The sequence below is a fragment of the Streptomyces sp. NBC_01363 genome (assembly GCF_026340595.1).
GTDB lineage: Bacteria > Actinomycetota > Actinomycetes > Streptomycetales > Streptomycetaceae > Streptomyces.
Genome location: NZ_JAPEPF010000001.1, coordinates 2,917,327 through 2,933,939, shown reverse-complemented (window position 1 = coordinate 2,933,939; position 16,613 = coordinate 2,917,327). Strand labels below are relative to the sequence as shown.

12 protein-coding genes and 1 tRNA gene are annotated in these 16,613 nt (G+C 72.5%); 5 read left to right on the top strand and 8 right to left on the bottom strand.

Annotated features, from left to right (window positions below; all coding sequences use genetic code 11):
• Positions 1-61 precede the first annotated feature (61 nt).
• From OG611_RS13615 to OG611_RS13595, 5 genes are all read right to left on the bottom strand, one after another.
• The gene (locus OG611_RS13615; protein ID WP_266419048.1) at positions 62-1,249 is read right to left on the bottom strand and encodes a PQQ-binding-like beta-propeller repeat protein; all 1,188 of its coding nucleotides are present in this window, start codon (positions 1,247-1,249) and stop codon (positions 62-64) included.
• 380 nt (positions 1,250-1,629) lie between these two features.
• The gene (locus OG611_RS13610) at positions 1,630-3,078 is read right to left on the bottom strand and encodes a Cys-Gln thioester bond-forming surface protein (RefSeq protein ID WP_266419046.1); all 1,449 of its coding nucleotides are present in this window, start codon (positions 3,076-3,078) and stop codon (positions 1,630-1,632) included.
• A gap of 240 nt (positions 3,079-3,318) precedes the next feature.
• Positions 3,319-3,885 carry a single-stranded DNA-binding protein gene (locus OG611_RS13605; protein WP_266419043.1) on the bottom strand — a complete coding sequence of 189 codons (567 nt, stop codon included), beginning with the start codon at positions 3,883-3,885 and terminating at the stop codon, positions 3,319-3,321.
• Positions 3,886-3,984: 99 nt separating this feature from the next.
• On the bottom strand, positions 3,985-5,904 hold the full coding sequence (locus tag OG611_RS13600) for a YfjP family GTPase (RefSeq protein WP_266419041.1): 1,920 nt from the start codon (positions 5,902-5,904) through the stop codon (positions 3,985-3,987).
• On the bottom strand, positions 5,901-7,562 hold the full coding sequence (locus OG611_RS13595) for a dynamin family protein (RefSeq protein ID WP_266425830.1): 1,662 nt from the start codon (positions 7,560-7,562) through the stop codon (positions 5,901-5,903). The genes OG611_RS13600 and OG611_RS13595 overlap by 4 nt, the downstream gene beginning before the upstream one ends.
• 328 nt (positions 7,563-7,890) lie before the next feature.
• On the opposite strand from OG611_RS13595, the gene OG611_RS13590 reads away from it, so the two are divergent.
• Positions 7,891-7,963 (top strand) — tRNA-Arg (locus tag OG611_RS13590).
• Between the two features lie 252 nt (positions 7,964-8,215).
• Here the strand turns inward: OG611_RS13590 and OG611_RS13585 are convergent.
• The 3 genes from OG611_RS13585 to OG611_RS13575 form a co-directional block, all read right to left on the bottom strand.
• Entirely contained in the window at positions 8,216-8,869 is a 654-nt protein-coding gene (locus tag OG611_RS13585) for a response regulator transcription factor (protein ID WP_266419038.1), read from the bottom strand.
• A complete protein-coding gene (locus OG611_RS13580; RefSeq protein ID WP_266419036.1) occupies positions 8,848-10,152 on the bottom strand; it encodes a sensor histidine kinase in 1,305 nt (434 codons plus the stop codon). The genes OG611_RS13585 and OG611_RS13580 overlap by 22 nt, the downstream gene beginning before the upstream one ends.
• A gap of 90 nt (positions 10,153-10,242) precedes the next feature.
• Positions 10,243-11,754, bottom strand: a complete 1,512-nt coding sequence (locus OG611_RS13575) for an FG-GAP and VCBS repeat-containing protein (protein WP_266419034.1) — start codon at positions 11,752-11,754, stop codon at positions 10,243-10,245.
• Positions 11,755-12,020: 266 nt separating this feature from the next.
• Here OG611_RS13575 and OG611_RS13570 point away from each other — a divergent pair, with 266 nt between their 5' ends.
• The 4 genes from OG611_RS13570 (at position 12,021) to OG611_RS13555 (ending at position 16,579) form a co-directional block, all read left to right on the top strand.
• A complete protein-coding gene (locus OG611_RS13570; protein ID WP_266419031.1) occupies positions 12,021-12,791 on the top strand; it encodes a nucleotidyltransferase domain-containing protein in 771 nt (256 codons plus the stop codon).
• A 155-nt stretch (positions 12,792-12,946) separates the two neighbouring features.
• Entirely contained in the window at positions 12,947-14,491 is a 1,545-nt protein-coding gene (locus tag OG611_RS13565; RefSeq protein WP_266419029.1) for a sugar ABC transporter ATP-binding protein, read from the top strand.
• Complete coding sequence (locus tag OG611_RS13560; protein ID WP_266419027.1) at positions 14,488-15,543, top strand: ABC transporter permease; 1,056 nt, start codon at positions 14,488-14,490, stop codon at positions 15,541-15,543. The genes OG611_RS13565 and OG611_RS13560 overlap by 4 nt, the downstream gene beginning before the upstream one ends.
• Entirely contained in the window at positions 15,527-16,579 is a 1,053-nt protein-coding gene (locus OG611_RS13555; protein ID WP_266419024.1) for an ABC transporter permease, read from the top strand. The genes OG611_RS13560 and OG611_RS13555 overlap by 17 nt, the downstream gene beginning before the upstream one ends.
• Positions 16,580-16,613 lie beyond the last annotated feature (34 nt).

Sequence of the window (16,613 nt, the reverse complement as noted above, 5' to 3'; positions counted from 1 at the left end):
CGTTCGGGAGACCGGTCCATGGGCTGCGAGCAGGAGCGCCGACCGGCCGCCACCCCGCTGCTCACTGCCCGTACGCGACCAGCAGGTTGGTGGCCGGGACCACCACGAGTCCGCCGCCCGCACCGAGACCGGTCAGCGGCTCGGACACGTTGTGCTCGTCGGGCTCGTTGATCGGCGCGCCGACGTCGGTGGACCAGACGGACTGACCGGTGGCGCCGTTGAGCGCCCACAGCCGACCGGTCCGGGAGCCGACGTAGACGTAGCCGTTGACGACGATCGGCGCCGTGCTGATCTGGCCGTCGCCCTCGAACTTCCAGCGAGTGGCCAGGGTGCGGCTGTGTCGCTCCTGAAGGACACCGTCATCGACGAAGTAGCCCTGTCGGCCGTCGAAGGCCGGTACCGGGGACCAGCCGGTGGCCTCGTACGTGCCGCGGACCTTCCCGTCAGCGGTGTCGAGGACCGAGGGGGTCATCCCGGCATCGTCGCGAATCCAGACACCGCCGTCGGCGAGAACAGGGGTGCGGCCCCCGCCGCCGGAGCAGTCCGTCCGGTGGTGCCAGATCGGGTTGCCCGACTTGGGGTCGAAGGCGTATGTCTGCTCGCAGGCGTAGGAGACGTAGACCCCGTCGGCCGTGACGGCAGGCGAGCTGTTGTCCCCATTCGCGACAGGCTGGGTCCAGAGCACGGCACCGCCGGCAGCGTCCACCGCGTACAAGGTGCCGCCCGAGCCGGCGCCGCCCGTGTACACCACGCCGCCGGCGAAGGTGGGCGGCGAGGTGAAGGAATACTGCTCAGGCAGCGTGACGGTCCAGATCTTCGCCCCGGTGGCCGGGTCGAACGCCGTCAGCACGCCGTCGTAGTTCTGGGCGTACAGCCGACCGCCCCCGTAGGCGAGTGCGGACCACCGGTAGGTGCCACCGAGGTCGACGGGCTCCCAGGCGTTCTCGCCCGTGGCCGCGTCAATGGCGTGGAGGATGGTGCCGTGCCCATCCGGCGAGGCAGCGGTGGCGAAGACGCGCCCGCCGGCCACGATGGGGTAGGAGACGTTCCCGCCCAGGTCGCGGGACCACTTCTGGCTGAGTGGCGGCGCGCCCACAGCGGCATCGACGAGGCTGCCGTCGTGCCGTGCGTTGATCTGGTAGGTGGTCGAGGCTCCGGTCTGCACCGGCTGCGCGCCGACCGGCGTCACGAGCGTGACGACCGACAGTGTCGCACCGAACAGGACGGCGATGGTTCTTCGAAGGTTCACTCGGATATCCCTCATCATCCGGCATCGCCGTGGCGATGCGCGCAGAGCGGACCGGCCCCCCAGGTTCGGTGGCCCGCTTCCAAGCCCCATAGTCCTCCAAGGGCGCCTCAACCGCCGTTTATTTTCGAGCAGTTGGACATCCTCGCGACGGCGTTCCGTGATCCGGAGCAGGGCTCTTGGCGCTTGCCCGCACCGCCCCTCACCGACCCCATCGCGGCCGTGGACGACCGCCTCCCGGCTCCCGGCGCGTGCCGGGAGCCGCATTCCGGCATGCGACGGCCCCGGTACGCGCGGCGTACCGGGGCCGTCATCAGGCGAACGTGGCAGTCCGCCCCATGCTCGTCACTCCGTGATTCAGCGTGCGGGGCGACGGTGCGGAATTATTGTGCGGCGGTCTGCGTCTTGCGCTTGCGGAGGAGGAAGACCGCGCCGCCGCCGACGACGACGAGAGCGATGGCAACGCCCGCGATGACCGGGGTGGCGCTGGAGCCACCGGTCTCGGCGAGGTCGCCCGAGCCACCGGTCGAGGAGCTGCCGCCGGACGTGGCCGGGGTCTTGTCCCCGCCGGTCTGGGTCTCGGTGCCGCCCGTGGCGCTGCCGCTGGTCTTGCAGTCCAGGACGCCCTTGAACGTCTTCGTGAAGCCACCGGGGCCGGTGATCGTGAAGTCGTACGCCTGGTCCTCGGCGACCGGGACGGTGATCGTCTCGGACTTGCCCGCCTCGATGGTGTGCTTCACACCGGCCAGCTCGAAGGTGAAGGCCTCGTCGCCCTCGTTGGCGGCGGTGACGTCCACGCCGCCCTTGGCGCAGTTCTTCTTCGCCGAGACGGCCGGGATGGCGCCCTTCTTGGCCCAGGTCCCGGTGGCGGTCGCGGAGACCGTGGTCTCGCTGGAGCCGGCCAGGATCATGGTCTGGCTCTTGGTCACACCGGCGAAGGCCCGGCCGACCGGCACCGAGGTGGTGGCCTGGACCGTCAGCGAGGCGGTGCCGTCGGCGGCGCCGTCCGGCACGTCGAAGTAGAGCTCGGCGCCGTTGGCCGCGGCGCTGACGGGCTTGCCGGCCTTGTCGGTGACCTTGACACCGCTGGCGGCGTCGGCGGGCGGGGTCACGGAGACCTGGCCGGCGTTGGTACGGACGGTGACCGGGCCGAGCCGCTCACCGGACCGGCCGGAGACCGCGGCCGGGTCCAGGGCGAGGGACGCCTTGGGCTCGGCCTGGTCGACGGCGCTGTGCTCCAGCCAGTCGGCGAGCTTCTCGGCCTGGGCGTCGGAGGCCTCGACGTCGACGTTGTCCGAGTAGCGCCAGATGGCGACCTGGGTGCCCGCCGCCGCGGTCTTCTCGGTGAGCGGCCCGGTGCCGGCCTCCTTGGCGAGCTCCGCGAGGTCGTCGACCTGCGGGTAGGAGTGCTCCAGGATCCAGCGGATCTTGCCGGCGTTCTTGTTGCTGCCGAGCGAGGTCTGGTTCCAGGGGGTCTCCAGGTACTTCGCCTGGTCCTGGGTGGGGTTGTGGATGTCGATGCAGTACGTCTTGAGCTGGCCGCCGCCGTCGACGGTCATCTCGAAGAGGCCGGCGGGCAGCTGCTGGTTCCTGCCGTCCGCGTGCAGTACGGCACGGTCGAAGGTCTTCAACCCGTCCAGCACCGCGGCCGCGCCGCCCTGGTGCTGCGGCGCCTCGTCGGCGACCGCGCTGCCCGCGCCGACGAGGGCGCCTGCCATGACCAGACCGGATGCCACCACTGATGCGGCCAGCCGGGCTATGCCGCGCCGCCTCGGAGAATTGGCCGTCGCCCCCAAGGACGACGAAGCGGTCGCTGAAGAAGCAGAAAACACAGAATTCCCCTCCGGGCGGGACCCTCCGCGCCTGATGCGCGTGTGGGGACTGCCCCGCCAGTCGACTCAAGTGCCCCGTGAGTACTGGGGAATCCTAAGGACGAAGCGATGAACAGTCCCCCGTCATACCGTCGTACAACCATTCCGAATCGGAATCGTTATCGCCGGTATCACTCCCGTTCGCCTTCCCGGCCCGCCCCCGGCCCGATTTCGGCCCGCTTTCCGCCCACTGCCGGCCTGTCACGGCACCGACGCCAGTTCCTGCCCGGCCTTCTGACGCCCCGTCGACCGCCTGCTCCTGGAACGGTCCGGCTCCCGGGACTCGCCGGGGCCGTCCGGCCCGGCGAACCCCTCCGTCCCGGTGCCCCCTTCCGGTCCGCCCGATCCGCCCGTCCCGGGTCCGCCCGCCCTGTCCACGCTCCCCACCCGTGCCGTCAGCGCGGGTTCCCCCCTCATCACCCGCCGGAACGCGGCAGTCCCCCGTGTCAGATCGTGGCCCACCGCGACCGCCTCGATGTCCACGAACGTCCGGCGCTGCCCCTCCCGTTCCTCCTCGCGCACCTTCAGCCTGCCGTGGACCACCAGTGGTTCCCCTACGGAAACGGAACCGGACAGGTTCAAGGCCAGAGTCCGCCAGGCCCACACGGTGTAGAAGCTGGTGTGCCCGTCCGTCCAGAGCTGTTTCTCGCGGTCCCAGCGGCGCGGCGTCACCGCGAACCGGAATCGCGCCATTCCGCCGGTCGCGGTCTCCCGGAACTCCACCCCCGTCGCCGCGTTGCCCACCAGTGTCACCAAGGTGTCGTTCATGACTCCGCCTCCCCTTCGGCCTTCGGATCAGCGATCGCGTCCACGCGGTCACTGATCCCAGGTTGAAGGGGAGGCGGAAATCCCGCTGGGGCCTGTGGACTACCCGCCGGTTGTGGAAATCTCCGTCACCGCCGCGTACCTCTCCCGCACCTCGCGGTACCGCACGAGTTCGGCGGCCACCGGATCGAGCACCCGGGCCCGGCCGCAGGCCGCCGCCGCCTCGCGCAACTGCCGCTCGGCCTCCTGCCCGTACCGCCGCGCCGGCCCACGTGCCGCGGCCGCGCACGACCACTCCACCAGGGGACCGCCGACGACCCCGGCCAGCATCACCAGGGCGGGCGTGAGGAATCCCGGTTCGAGTACGCCGACGATCTGGCCGACCAGCCAGAGACCGCCGAAGATCTGCAGCAAGGTCATCGACGCCTGCGCCAGCACCGCGGCGGGCCACCACTTCGGCCGCGGCGGCTTCCCGCCCACACGGCCGCTGTGCGCCACGCCGGAGGCCCCGGCGACGCCCGTCGCCACCACCGCCGAACCGGCGGGGGCGTGCTCGGTGCCGGCCCTTTCCACCAGCGCGTCGAGCGCCTCCGGCAGCCCGTCCGCACCGTGCACCGCGGCCTCGCGGACCGCCTGCGCCCAGGGGGCCGGCAGTCCGTCCGCTGCCTCGTCCGCCACCGTCCGTACTGCCTGCTCGACGCACTGCCGGGCGGTGAGCTGCTCCTCGGGAGGCTCGGGCTGCGCCGGGCGCTCCAGGCTTCCGGGGCGCCGGGTGGACTCGTACCAGCGCCACAACCGCAGCCACGGCGTACCGCACGCCCGTCCGGCGTTCCTGCGCCACTCGCGCTCGGCCGCCTGGCCCGCCGCGGCCGCCCCGACGGCTTCCGCCAGCCGGTCGGCGAACTCCTCGCGGGCCCCTTCCCCGAGACCGGGGCGCCCCTCGGCCACGTACACCGGGCGGAGCCTGGCCGCGGCGGCGTCCACGTCCGCGGAGAGCCGGCGCGCCGCCGCGGTGCGCTCCTGGACGAACCGGCCGAGCACCTCGCGCAGTTCGCCGACGCCGGCGCCGGTGAGCGCGGACAAGGGCATGACGGTGGCGCCCGGTTCGCCGTGTTCGCCGAGCGCCATGCCGTCCTCGTCGAGCAGCCGGCGCAGATCGTCGAGGACCTGGTCGGCCGCGTCGCCCGGCAGCCGGTCGATCTGGTTGAGGACGACGAAGGTGATCTCGGCGTGCCCGGCGAGCGGCCGCAGATAGCGCTCGTGCAGGGCCGCGTCCGCGTACTTCTCCGGGTCGACCACCCAGATCACCGCGTCGACCAGCGCGAGCACCCGGTCGACCTGTTCCCGGTGTTCGGTCGCCGCCGAGTCGTGGTCGGGCAGGTCGACGAGGACGAGGCCCCGGAGCGCCTCGTCGGTGTCCGCCCCGCCCTGCTGCGGCCTGCGCCTGAGCCGTCCGGGAATGGCGAGCCGGTCGAGCAGTCCGGCGGCCCCGTCGGTCCAGGAGCAGGCGATGGGGGCGGCGGTGGTCGGCCGGCGCAGCCCGGTGTCGGAGATCTGGGCGCCCGCGAGGGTGTTGAAGAGCGTCGACTTGCCGCTGCCGGTGGCCCCGGCGATGGCGACGACGGTGTGCCGGGAGGAGAGCCGCTGCCGGGCCGCCGCTTCGTCGAGCACACGTCCCGCTTCGGCGAGGGTGTCGCCGTCGAGCCGGGCCCTGGACAGCCCGACGAGTTCACGCAGCGCGTCGAGCCGCGGCCGGAGCGGGCCGCCGGAAGGCACATAGGCCTCGACCTGGGGCGGCCGTGCGTCGTCGTCCAGGGCGGTCCCGGGCTCCGGGTCCGCCGCCTTGGCCGCCGCCCGCCGGGCGATGAGCCCGTCGTTCCAGTCCCGGCCCGCCTCCGGGATCCGGCCCGCCCCGGGAACCCGGCCCGCCTCCGGGACCCGGCCCCGCCCGCCCGCGTCCCGGTCCTCGTGGGAAGCGGGACTCCCGATCCGGCCGGTTGGCTCGTCAGTGACGGCAGTCATCGCTGCCACCTCTCCTTCTGCAGTACGGACAGCGCGGCGATCAGTTCGGCCTGCGGCTCCGGGGCCACGTCGAGCGCGTCGAGCGGCGCGAGCCGCCGGTCGCGCTCGCCGTTCAGCACCCGGTCGAGGCAGTCGGTGAGCAGCACCCCGCCCTTGTCGCGCAGCCGCAGCGCGCCCTGGGCGCCGATCCGTTCGGCGAGCTGCTCCCCGGCGCCCCGGGTGCGGCGGCCACCGAGCAGTGCGGCGGCCAGCAGCGCCGCCACGGTCTCGGCGTCGGGCGCGGCATTGCGTTCCGGACGGCGTACCTCTTCCTCGGCCAGCTCCTCCAGGACCCGCCACCAGCGCCGTACGGCCATGGTGATCCGGCCCCGGATGTCCTCGGCGGGTCCCCATCCCCCGGCCTCCCGGCCGACGCCCTCGAAGCCGAACTCCCCGGCCGCGGGTTCGCGTTGCCAGGTCGTACGGATCTGTTCGTCGGCGGCGGCCACGGCGCACCGCAGGAGTGCGGAAAGGCTTTCGACCAGCGCTTCGAGGAGTTCCCCGGAGGTGCTGTACAGCGGGTATCCGCGCCATCTGGTCCGGGCGTCCCCGGCGAGCACGCCGCCGCTGCGCAGCCTGCGCCGGACCCGGGCGCCTTCCGCGCGGTACGCGTCCTCGACCACGCCGGTCAGCCGCACGGCCGCCGCGTACTGCGCCGCGACCGCCCCGGCCAGCTCGGGCATCCGCACGTCCAGCGAGTCGATGACCCCGGCCGCCGTACGCCCGACCGCCTGCTGACGGGCCGCCGGGTCCTGGGCGCGGTGGCTGAGCCAGGCCCGCAGCGGGGCGACGGCGGTCGTGGGCAGCAGCCCGCTGCCGCCACCGGCCGATTCGGGCAGCTCGGGAATGGTGAAGCGCGGCACCTCGCCGAGGCCCGCCCGGGTGAGCAGCGCCCCGTACTGCCGCGACACCTCGGCGATCACCTGGTGCGGCACCCGGTCGAGGACGGTGACGAGCGAGGCGTCGTACTGCTTGGCGGTACGCAGCAGATGCCAGGGCACCGCGTCCGCGTACCGGGAGGCCGTGGTCACCATCACCCACACGTCCGCGGCGCAGATCAGCTCGGCGGCCAGCATCCGGTTCCGCACCACGAGCGAGTCGATGTCGGGCGCGTCGAGCAGTGCGAGCCCGCGCGGCAGTCCGGGCGAGGTCTCGACCCGCAACGCGGTTCCGTCCTCCTCCTCGCTCCCGTCCAGTCCGTCGAGCCCGTCGAGGTCGTCGCACCGGCCCGGCTCCCCGGGCTCCTCCGGCGGCAGCCAGACCCGGGTCAGCTGCGGCAGTACGCGCACTCCCGCGAACCAGTGGTGATCATCCGGATGGCAGACGAGCACGGGTGTCCGGGTGGTCGGCCGCAGCACCCCGGCCTCGCTGACCGGTCGTCCCACCAGCGAGTTGACCAGCGTCGACTTCCCCGCCCCGGTCGACCCGCCGATGACCGCGAGCAGGGGCGCTTCAGGATCCCTGAGCCGGGGAAGCAGATAGTCGTCGAGCTGGGCGAGCAGCTCGCTCCGGGTCTGCCGGGCGCGCGCGGCCCCCGGCAGCGGGAGTGGAAGACGCACGGCAGCGACACGGTCGCGCAGGGCGGAAAGTGCGTCGATGAGCTGAGGCCGTACGTCCAAGGTCACCACATGCGAAGAATGCCCAATTTTGGCGCCTTTTTGAAGCGTATAGCCACCTCTGCGCGCCGGTTCTCTCCCAGGAACCAAGTCGGGACAGACGGGACGAGTGGGGCGCAGGCATAACGAGTGCACAACACCCGGGGCGCGAGGCGCGAAAAGCGCTGCACGAATCCCACCTACCTGCGATTATCGGTTCGCTTCACCGAACCTCCACATCGTGCCACGCAGGTGAAGCAACCAGGACGAGGCGATCGGAGCCCTATCCTTGTCCCGGCAGGTCACCGACCGGCCCGGCCCCAGGGCTTCCGGCCGCCGAGGCCACCACCCGGCCCCCGTAGCTCAGTGGATAGAGCAGGCGCCTTCTAAGCGCTTGGCCGCAGGTTCGAGTCCTGCCGGGGGCGCACAGCGCGCATGATCACGAGGCCCTCCGTACCGGGGGGCCTTTTTCTCTGCCCGGGGCACGCTAGCGAGCGCGGCGTGGCGGCGGCGTAAGGCTGGACGCAGATGCCGACGGAGCGGGCGGCGGGTCGGTCGTCAGGCGCGCAGGACGATCGGGCACGCAGGAAGATCAGGACCGCAGGACGATCGGGCGCGCAGGAAGGCCAGGACCGCAGGAAGGCCGGGCGCGCAGGACGATCAGGACCGCAGGACGATCAGGACCGCAGGAAGGTCAGGACCGCGAGGACCCTGCGGTGCGTCTCGTCGGCCGGCGGGAGGTCCAGTTTGGCGAGGATGTTGCCGATGTGCTTGCCCACCGCCGCCTCGGAGACGACCAGTTCGCGGGCGACAGCGCCGTTCGACCGGCCCTGGGCCACCAGGGCGAGCACCTCGCGCTCCCTGGCGGTGAGGCGTTCCAGCGGATCGCGGCGGCGGCGCAGGAGTTGGCGTACGACCTCCGGGTCGACGACCGTGCCGCCGTCGGCGACCTCCCGCAGCGCGTCGATGAACTCCTCGATCTGGCCGACCCGGTCCTTGAGCAGATAGCCGACGCCCGAACCGTCCCCGGAGTCCAGGAGGTCCGCGGCGTAGGCGCGTTGCACGTACTGGCTCAGGACCAGTACCGGGAGGGTGGGCCGGCTCTCGCGGAGCCGGACCGCCGCGTGCAGGCCCTCGTCCTGGAAGCCGGGTGGCATCCGGACGTCGGTCACGACGATGTCCGGTCCGTGTTCGGCGACGGCCGCCACGAGCGCTTCCGCGTCACCGACGGCGGCGACCACCTCGTGGCCGAAGCGGCCGAGCAGACCGGTCAGTCCCTCGCGCAGCAGCACGCTGTCCTCGGCCAGGACTACGCGGAGCGATCGGTCCACTCGCAAGGAATCTCCACACGCAATCGGGTCGGGCCCCCGGCCGGGCTGAACAGCGCAAGTCTGCCATCGAGCACGGACACCCGGTCGGCCAGGCCGGTCAGTCCGCTGCCGCCTCCGGACGTGCTCGCACCGCCCCGTCCGTCGTCGTGGATCTCCAGGAACAGCCGGCCTCCGCGGTGGCCTCCGCGGACCTCGGCGCGGCTCGCGCCGCTGTGTCTGGCGACGTTGGCCAGCGCCTCGCAGACCACGAAGTACGCGGCCGCCTCGACGGCTTCGGGGAGTCTGCCGGGCAGTTCGACGTCCAGCCCGACGGGGATCACGGAGCGTTCGGCGGCGTCGGCGACCGCGGCCTGGAGGCCGTAGTCGGCCAGGACCTGGGGGTGGATGCCGTGGATCAGTTCGCGCAGTTCCGCGAGCGCCTTGCCGGCCTCCTCGTGGGCCCTGGTGAGCTGGTCGGCGAGGGGGCCCGGCGGGGCGTCCAGCCGGGCCAGGCCGAGCATCATGGTGAGGGCGACGATGCGCTGCTGGGCGCCGTCGTGCAGATCGCGTTCGATGCGGCGGCGCTCGGCCTCGAAGGCGTCGACCAGCCGGACCCGGGAGCGGGCCAGTTCCATGACCCGTTCGTCCGGCCCGGCCGGTCCGGGAGTGAGCAGGAGGCGGGTCAGTTCCGCTCTGGCCCCGGCCAGCGCGCCGAGGGCGTAGCTGCCGAGCAGCAGGAGGACGAGTCCGCAGGCCGCCGCCGCGAAGGCTTCGGGCCAGGTCGTGACCGTCCACAGCTTCACCACGCGGAACTCCGAGCCGTCCCCGTAGACCTCCATCAGTACGGGGGTGCTCAGCATCGCCAGCGGTACGGCCGTACAGACGGTCACCGCCAGGGCGTCGAGCGGCCACAGGACCACGGCGAACAGCAGCGCGTACCCGAGCTCCCACCAGGTCGCCCGTTCCCGGAACCGGCAGGCCGCCCAGCTCCGCAGCCCCGGTTCGGCCGGTCGGCGGTGCGGGTCCGGGGCCGGGACGGGACCCATCAGGCCGAGCCTGCGCCGCTCCAGGGCCGCCACCGGAATGCCGGTCAGGGCCAGGAGGGCGAGCAGCGGCAGCCCGATCAGCACGACGGAGAGCGCACCGCCCACGACCGCACCGGTCACGGTCACCACCAGGACGACCGCGCCGGCCAGGGCACCGCTGATCAGGTAGCCGACCGACCGCCAGGGCCAACAGGTCAGCGGAAAGCGGGGCGACGGCAGGGCCCGCCACACGGTGCGGGGGCCTCTCGTTCGGCTCATGGCCTCACCGTAGGAGGCGGTCCCGGGGCGGGACATACCCGCTGCCCGACTCCCGGGGGTGGGGCCGGCCCCACCCCCGTTCCCGTGCGGTCAGCGGTTGAACGACGATCCCAGCGTCGCGGACGTTCCCACGGTGCCCAGCGTGCCGTGGCCGAAGGTGAACGAGCCCTTGGCCGTCAGGCCCGCCGCCGTGGTCGGGAAGACCCACAGGGAGCCTGCGTCGCTGTTCTCGCCGGGGGCGCCGACGGCCAGTTCGCTGCGGCCGTCGCGGTTGGCGTCGACCAGCTTGGCGGCGCCGCCGAACAGGTCGCCGGCCTCGGCCGCCCCGGGGACGTCCGCCGTGTCCTGGTTGAAGCCCACCGTGCCGGTCCCGGTCGGGCCGGACGCGGTGCCGGGGAGGACCAGGACCGAGCCCGCGTCCTTCTTCGTGCCGATGTCCTCCTGGGCGACGCCGACGGCGATGTCGCCGTAGCCGTCGCCGTTCATGTCGCCGATCGACAGGGACGCGCCGAATCCGTCATGCACTTCGGCGGCGCCGGGGACACCGGCGCTGTCCTGGTTGAAGACCTTGGCCCGGTCGCCGCGCGGCCCGGTGGCGCTGCCCGGTACGTAGGTGATCATGCCGCCCAGGGCGAGCGGGTAGTCCAGATCGCTGTCGTAGCCCTCGACCGTGCGGCCCACGACGAGGTCGGCGTACTTGTCCCCGTTGATGTGGCCGGCCGTGATGGTCTCGCCGCCCTGGAGGCGGTAGCCGTTGGGCCGGTTGACGGTGGTGTAGTCCTCGGCGAGGCCGGTGGCGCCGCCGTTGCGGATGAGGATGCGCCGGGCGTCGTACTCGTCGCCGTCGTGGACGACGGCGGCCAGGTCGTCGCGGCCGTCGCCGTTGAAGTCGCCCGCGGCGATGCCCATGTAGCGCAGATCGTCCATGTCGGGGATCTTCCGGGCGGGGGCCGCCGCGCTGCCGTCGCGCTTGAACGGGCCGGACAGGACGCGGATGTTGCCCAGCCCGAGCGTGACGATGTCCATGGCGCCGTCGCCGTCGAAGTCGCCCACGGCGGTCTGGGAGCCGACCCCGTCGTACTCCTGATCGCCGGTCAGGAGGGTCGCGCCGCCGGAGAGCCCCTTCTCACCACCCCAGATGACGGTGAGCGAGCCGGCCTCCTTGAACGTGCCGATCTTCTCGTTGCCCGCGCCGACCACGAGGTCGCTGTAGCCGTCCTTGTCGAGGTCGGCGGAGACCATGGAGCTGCCGAACGCGTCGCCGCTCTCGGCGGCGTCCGGTATGCCGGGCGAGTCCTGGGTGAAGACCTGCTTGGTGGAGGTCTGCAGTCCGTTCTTGGAGCCGTACACCACACCCACGTATCCGGCCTTGGTCCTGCCGTCGACCGTGGCACCCGGCGCGGTGAACGCGAGGTCCGGGTAGCCGTCCCCGTTGAAGTCGTCGCGGCGCGGGGTCGGTGCGGGCACCGCCCCGTTCGCGGACGCCGACACCGAGGTCGTGGCGTGGGCGGGCGTCGACGCCTGGGCGGTGGGGAAGGTGGTCACGGCGGTCGCCACGGTGATGGCGAGGACCACGGCGGTTCCTAGGGCACGGGATGCCACATGCACTCCTTCGTTCGGGTTTCGGAAGGTTCGGATGAACAGTGCGGTGCGTCGATGAAGCACCGGCACCGTGCAGTCTCAGACCGGCGGCGGCACGCGACGGTTGCCTCCCCGAAGCGACCGTTACAGCTCTGCCACGCGAACGACCGGCGAACACTGGGCGACGAAATCCGGCCACCGAGGCCGGAGTTGAGCAGCAGGATGCGCGCGCCACGACCCTCCGGGGCACTGTCCGGCCGGGCCCGCTCCGTGTCATGGTCGGTTCCATGGATGCTTCCGAGGCGCAGTCCACCCGGCACCTGCTGGAACGGTTCACCGCCGATGCCGGTCGCGTCGTCCCCCTGGAAGCCCTCTGGGCGCACGGGTCACTGGCGTTGGGCGACTACCAGCCCGGACGCAGCGACCTCGACCTCGTTGCCCTGGTGGGCGCGCCGGTCACCGGCCCGCAGCGGAAGCAGCTCGAAGAGCTGCACCGCACGTTGATCTCACAGGTGCCGGGGGCGGCCGGGCTGCACTGCTCCTACGTGGTGCGCTCGCAGCTGCCGGACGCCGGACGCGACCATGTGACCTGGGCGCAGTCCCGGCTGTTCGAGCGGCCGGTCACGCCGGTCAGCAGGCGGGAGCTGAGCACGGGCGGGCTGTCGCTCTTCGGTCCGGGGCCCGCCGGGCTCGTCGCGGAGGTGACCGACCGGGAGCTGGCGGAGTTCGTCCGGGGCGATCTGAAGGGCTTCTGGTATCCGGCGAGCGCCCGGCCCTCGCTCTGGCTGAGGGACATCTGGGTGGACCTCGGGCTGCTGACGCTCGCGCGGGCCTCGGTCACCCTGCGGGACGGACGACTCATCACCAAGGGGCAGGCGCTGGAGGTGCTGGCCGAGTGGGGTGCGCCGGACGAGGTGGTCCGCGACATCCACCACCGCCGGTACGGCACCGGTCCGCACCGCACGTCCGATGCGTGGCGCATCAGGCGCGGCCGTCTCGCGCGGGCCTTCGTCCGGACCGGCATCGAGCGCACGCTGGCGTCCTACCCCGGCCCCTGACAAGCGGGCGCGGAACGGCGACGGGCAACAGGCACACCGCCGGACCATTGACTGCGCCCGCAGTCCCCGTCTAGCTTCCGAGCTACCTCATTGAATCCTTTCACGGTGTGTGGACACCGCGCTCCACCCGCGCGTGCCACCGCTGAGGAGCCTCCATGAACCAGCCCGCCAAGGGCCCGCCCCCGGCCCCGGTCCCCGTCGCCCCGGTCCTGGCGCTGAAGGACGTGAGCAAGTCCTTCGGCGCCGTACGCGCCCTGCACGACGTGTCCCTGTCCCTCCTCCCCGGCGAGGTCCACGCGCTCGCCGGGGAGAACGGCGCGGGCAAGTCCACCCTCATCAAGACGCTCGCCGGCGTGCACCGCCCGGACAGCGGACAGATACTGCTCGACGGCGAGCCCGTCGCCTTCCACGGGCCCGCCGCCGCCCGCGATGCCGGGATCGCCGTCATCTACCAGGAACCGACCCTCTTCCCCGACCTGTCGATCGCCGAGAACATCTTCATGGGCCGTCAGCCCCGGCGCGGCCTCGGCCGGATCGACCGCCGCGCCGTGCGCGGGACCACCGCGGGGCTGATGCGCCGGCTCGGTGTCGACCTGGCGCCCGACCGGCCGGCCCGCGGGCTCTCCATCGCGGACCAGCAGATCGTCGAGATCGCGAAGGCGCTCTCCTTCGACGCCCGGGTCCTGATCATGGACGAGCCGACGGCCGCGCTCACCGGCGGCGAGACGGCCCGGCTCTTCTCCGTGGTGCGGACGCTGCGCGACGAGGGTGCGGCCGTGCTGTTCATCTCGCACCGGCTCGACGAGATCTTCGAGCTGTGCGGGCGGGTCACGACGCTGCGCGACGGCCGCCGGATCTCCTGCGAGCCGCTGGCCGGACTGACCGGGGACGATCTGGTGCGCCGGATGGTCGGCCGCGAACTGGACGCCCTCTATCCGAAGCAGGACGCGACGGTCGGCGAAGTCGCCCTGTCGGTCGGCCGGCTGACCCGCGAGGGCGTCTTTCGCGATGTGTCGTTCGAGGTCCGGCGCGGGGAGATCGTCGCGCTCGCCGGGCTCGTCGGCGCCGGACGGACCGAGGTCGCCCAGGCGGTCTTCGGCGTCGACCGCGCGGACGCCGGGGAGGTACGGGTGGACGGCACCGTGCTGCGCCCCGGATCGCCCACCGCCGCGATGGCCGCCGGACTCGCGCTCGTACCGGAGGACCGCCGTCAGCGCGGGCTCGTCATGGAGCTGTCCATCGAGCGCAACATCGGCCTCACCGGCCTCGGCGACGTCCGCAGGCGCGGGCTCGTCCGCCGCGCCCTGGAGCACGACCGGGCCGCCGACTGGGCCGTGCGCCTCCAGCTCAAGTACCACCGCCTCGCCGACGCCGTCGGCGTGCTGTCCGGCGGCAACCAGCAGAAGGTCGTGCTCGCCAAGTGGCTCGCGACCGAACCGTCCGTACTCATCGTCGACGAGCCGACCCGTGGCATCGATGTCGGCACCAAGGCCGAAGTCCACCGGCTGCTCTCCTCGTTGGCGGCGGACGGGCTCGCGGTGCTGATGATCTCCTCCGACCTGCCCGAGGTGATCGGGATGGCCGACCGGGTGCTCGTCATGCGCGAGGGCCGGCTCGTCGCCGAACTCCCGCGCGGGAGCGCCACCGAGGAGACGGTCATGGCCGCGGCGACCGGACTGGGCGAAAGGGCGGTGGCATGACCACCACCGTCGAAGGTCCGCCGGGCATCGGCTCCGGGGCTCCGGCGCGCGGCGCCTCCTCGCTCGTGGACGCGGTGTTCCGGGCCCGTGAGATCTCCGTCGCCGGGGCGCTCGTCCTGCTGATCCTCGGCACGTACGTCGCCAATCCGCGGTTCCTGTCCGACCAGGGCATCAAGGACCTGCTGCTCAACGCCTCGATCCTGGTGCTGCTCGCGGTCGGCCAGTCGGCCGTCGTGATCACCCGCAACATCGATCTGTCGGTCGGTTCCGTCGTCGGTCTCTCCGCCTTCGCCTGCGGCAGGTTCGTCGCCGGGACGGACCACGGTGTGCTCGCCGTGCTGCTGCTCGGCGTCGCCGTCGGCGTGGTCTGCGGGCTCGTCTCCGGCGCCCTGGTCAGCTTCGGCGGGGTCCCGGCGCTCGTCGTGACGCTGGGCATGCTCTACATCATCCAGGGCGTCGACTACTGGTGGGCGCAGGGCGACCAGATCGGCGCCGCCGAGGTGCCCGACCCGATTCTGGGGCTCGGCAGCGGCAGCGTCCTCGGCGTGCCGTATCTGCCGCTGATCGCCCTGGTCCTGCTCGCCGCGACCGCGTACTTCCTGCGCAACCACCGCTCGGGCCGGGAGCTGTACGCGATCGGTTCGAGCCCCGAGGCCGCCGTGCTCGCCGGGGTCCCGATCCGCCGCCGGATCCTTGCCGCGTACGCCTTCTCCGGGGCCGTCGCCGGTTTCGCCGGGGCCCTGTGGCTGGCCCGGTTCGGCACGGTCGTCGCGGACAACGCGCACGGCTGGGAACTGACCGTCGTCAGCGCCGTCGTCGTCGGCGGTGTCGCCATCACCGGTGGTACGGGCACGGTCTGGGGCGCGGCACTGGGCGCCCTGCTGCTCACCACCATCGGCAGCGTCCTGGTCGTGCTGAAGGTCGACTCCTTCTGGCAGGGCGCCATCACCGGTGCGCTGCTGCTGCTCGCCATCAGCGCCGACCGGATCGTGAACCTGCGGATGACCGCCGCACTGAGGAAGAGGAGCGCCCGGCATGGGAACGGCGCCTGAGACGCGGAAGGCGGCGAACGCAGCCCGGACGACGGGCAACGACGCCGGTGGCCGCATACGGAGCCTGGCGCTGCGCTGGGACACCGCGGTAGGCGTGCTCCTGGTGGCGGTACTCGTCATCGGCCTCGGCTCCACGGACGGCTTCGGCTCCGGCGAGAACCTCGCGTTCGCCTTCAACGACATCGCCGAGGTCGCCATCATCGCCCTGCCGATGACGCTGCTCGTCGTCGCCGGTCAGGTCGACCTCTCGGTCGCCTCGATGCTGGGCCTGGGCAGCGCGCTGACCGGTGCGCTGTGGAACGCCGGCTGGGCCTTCGAGACGATCGTGCCGGTGGTGCTGCTGGTGGGCGTGGCGGGCGGGCTGCTCAACGGCTGGCTGGTCACCCGGGTGGGGCTGCCCTCGCTGGCCGTCACCATCGGCACCCTGGCCCTCTACCGCGGGCTGGCCTCGGTGGCGCTGGGCAGCGACGCGGTGACCGACTTCCCGCGGACGTACGCGGACTGGGCGGTCGACACCACCACGGTGCCCGGCACCTTCGTCACGTACCCGGTCCTGCTGTTCGCCGTCCTCGCGGTGCTCACCGCGATCGTGCTGCACGCCACGGGCCTGGGCCGTTCGCTGTTCGCGATCGGTGCCCAGGAGGAGGCTGCGTACTTCGCGGGCATCCGGGTCAAGCGGATCAAGCTGCTGCTGTTCGTCGTGACGGGGCTGTTCGCCTCGTTCACGGGTGTCCTGTTCACCCTGCGGTACGGCAGCGCCCGCGCCGACAACGGGCTCGGCTTCGAAATGCTCGTCATCGCCTCCGTGCTGCTCGGCGGCATCGACTTCGACGGCGGAAAGGGCACCCTCTTCGGCGCGGTCGCCGGGGTGCTGCTGATCGGGGTGCTGAAGAACCTCCTGACGCTCAACGACATCGCCAACGAGGTGCAGGTGATCGTGACCGGCCTGCTGCTCGTGGCGTCCGTCCTCACCCCCCGGGTGATCGCCGCTGTCGTCGAACGACGGCACCGGCGCGCCGCGAACGCCCAGTCCTGAACTCCCCTTCCGTATCCCGTCGAAAGGCACACCG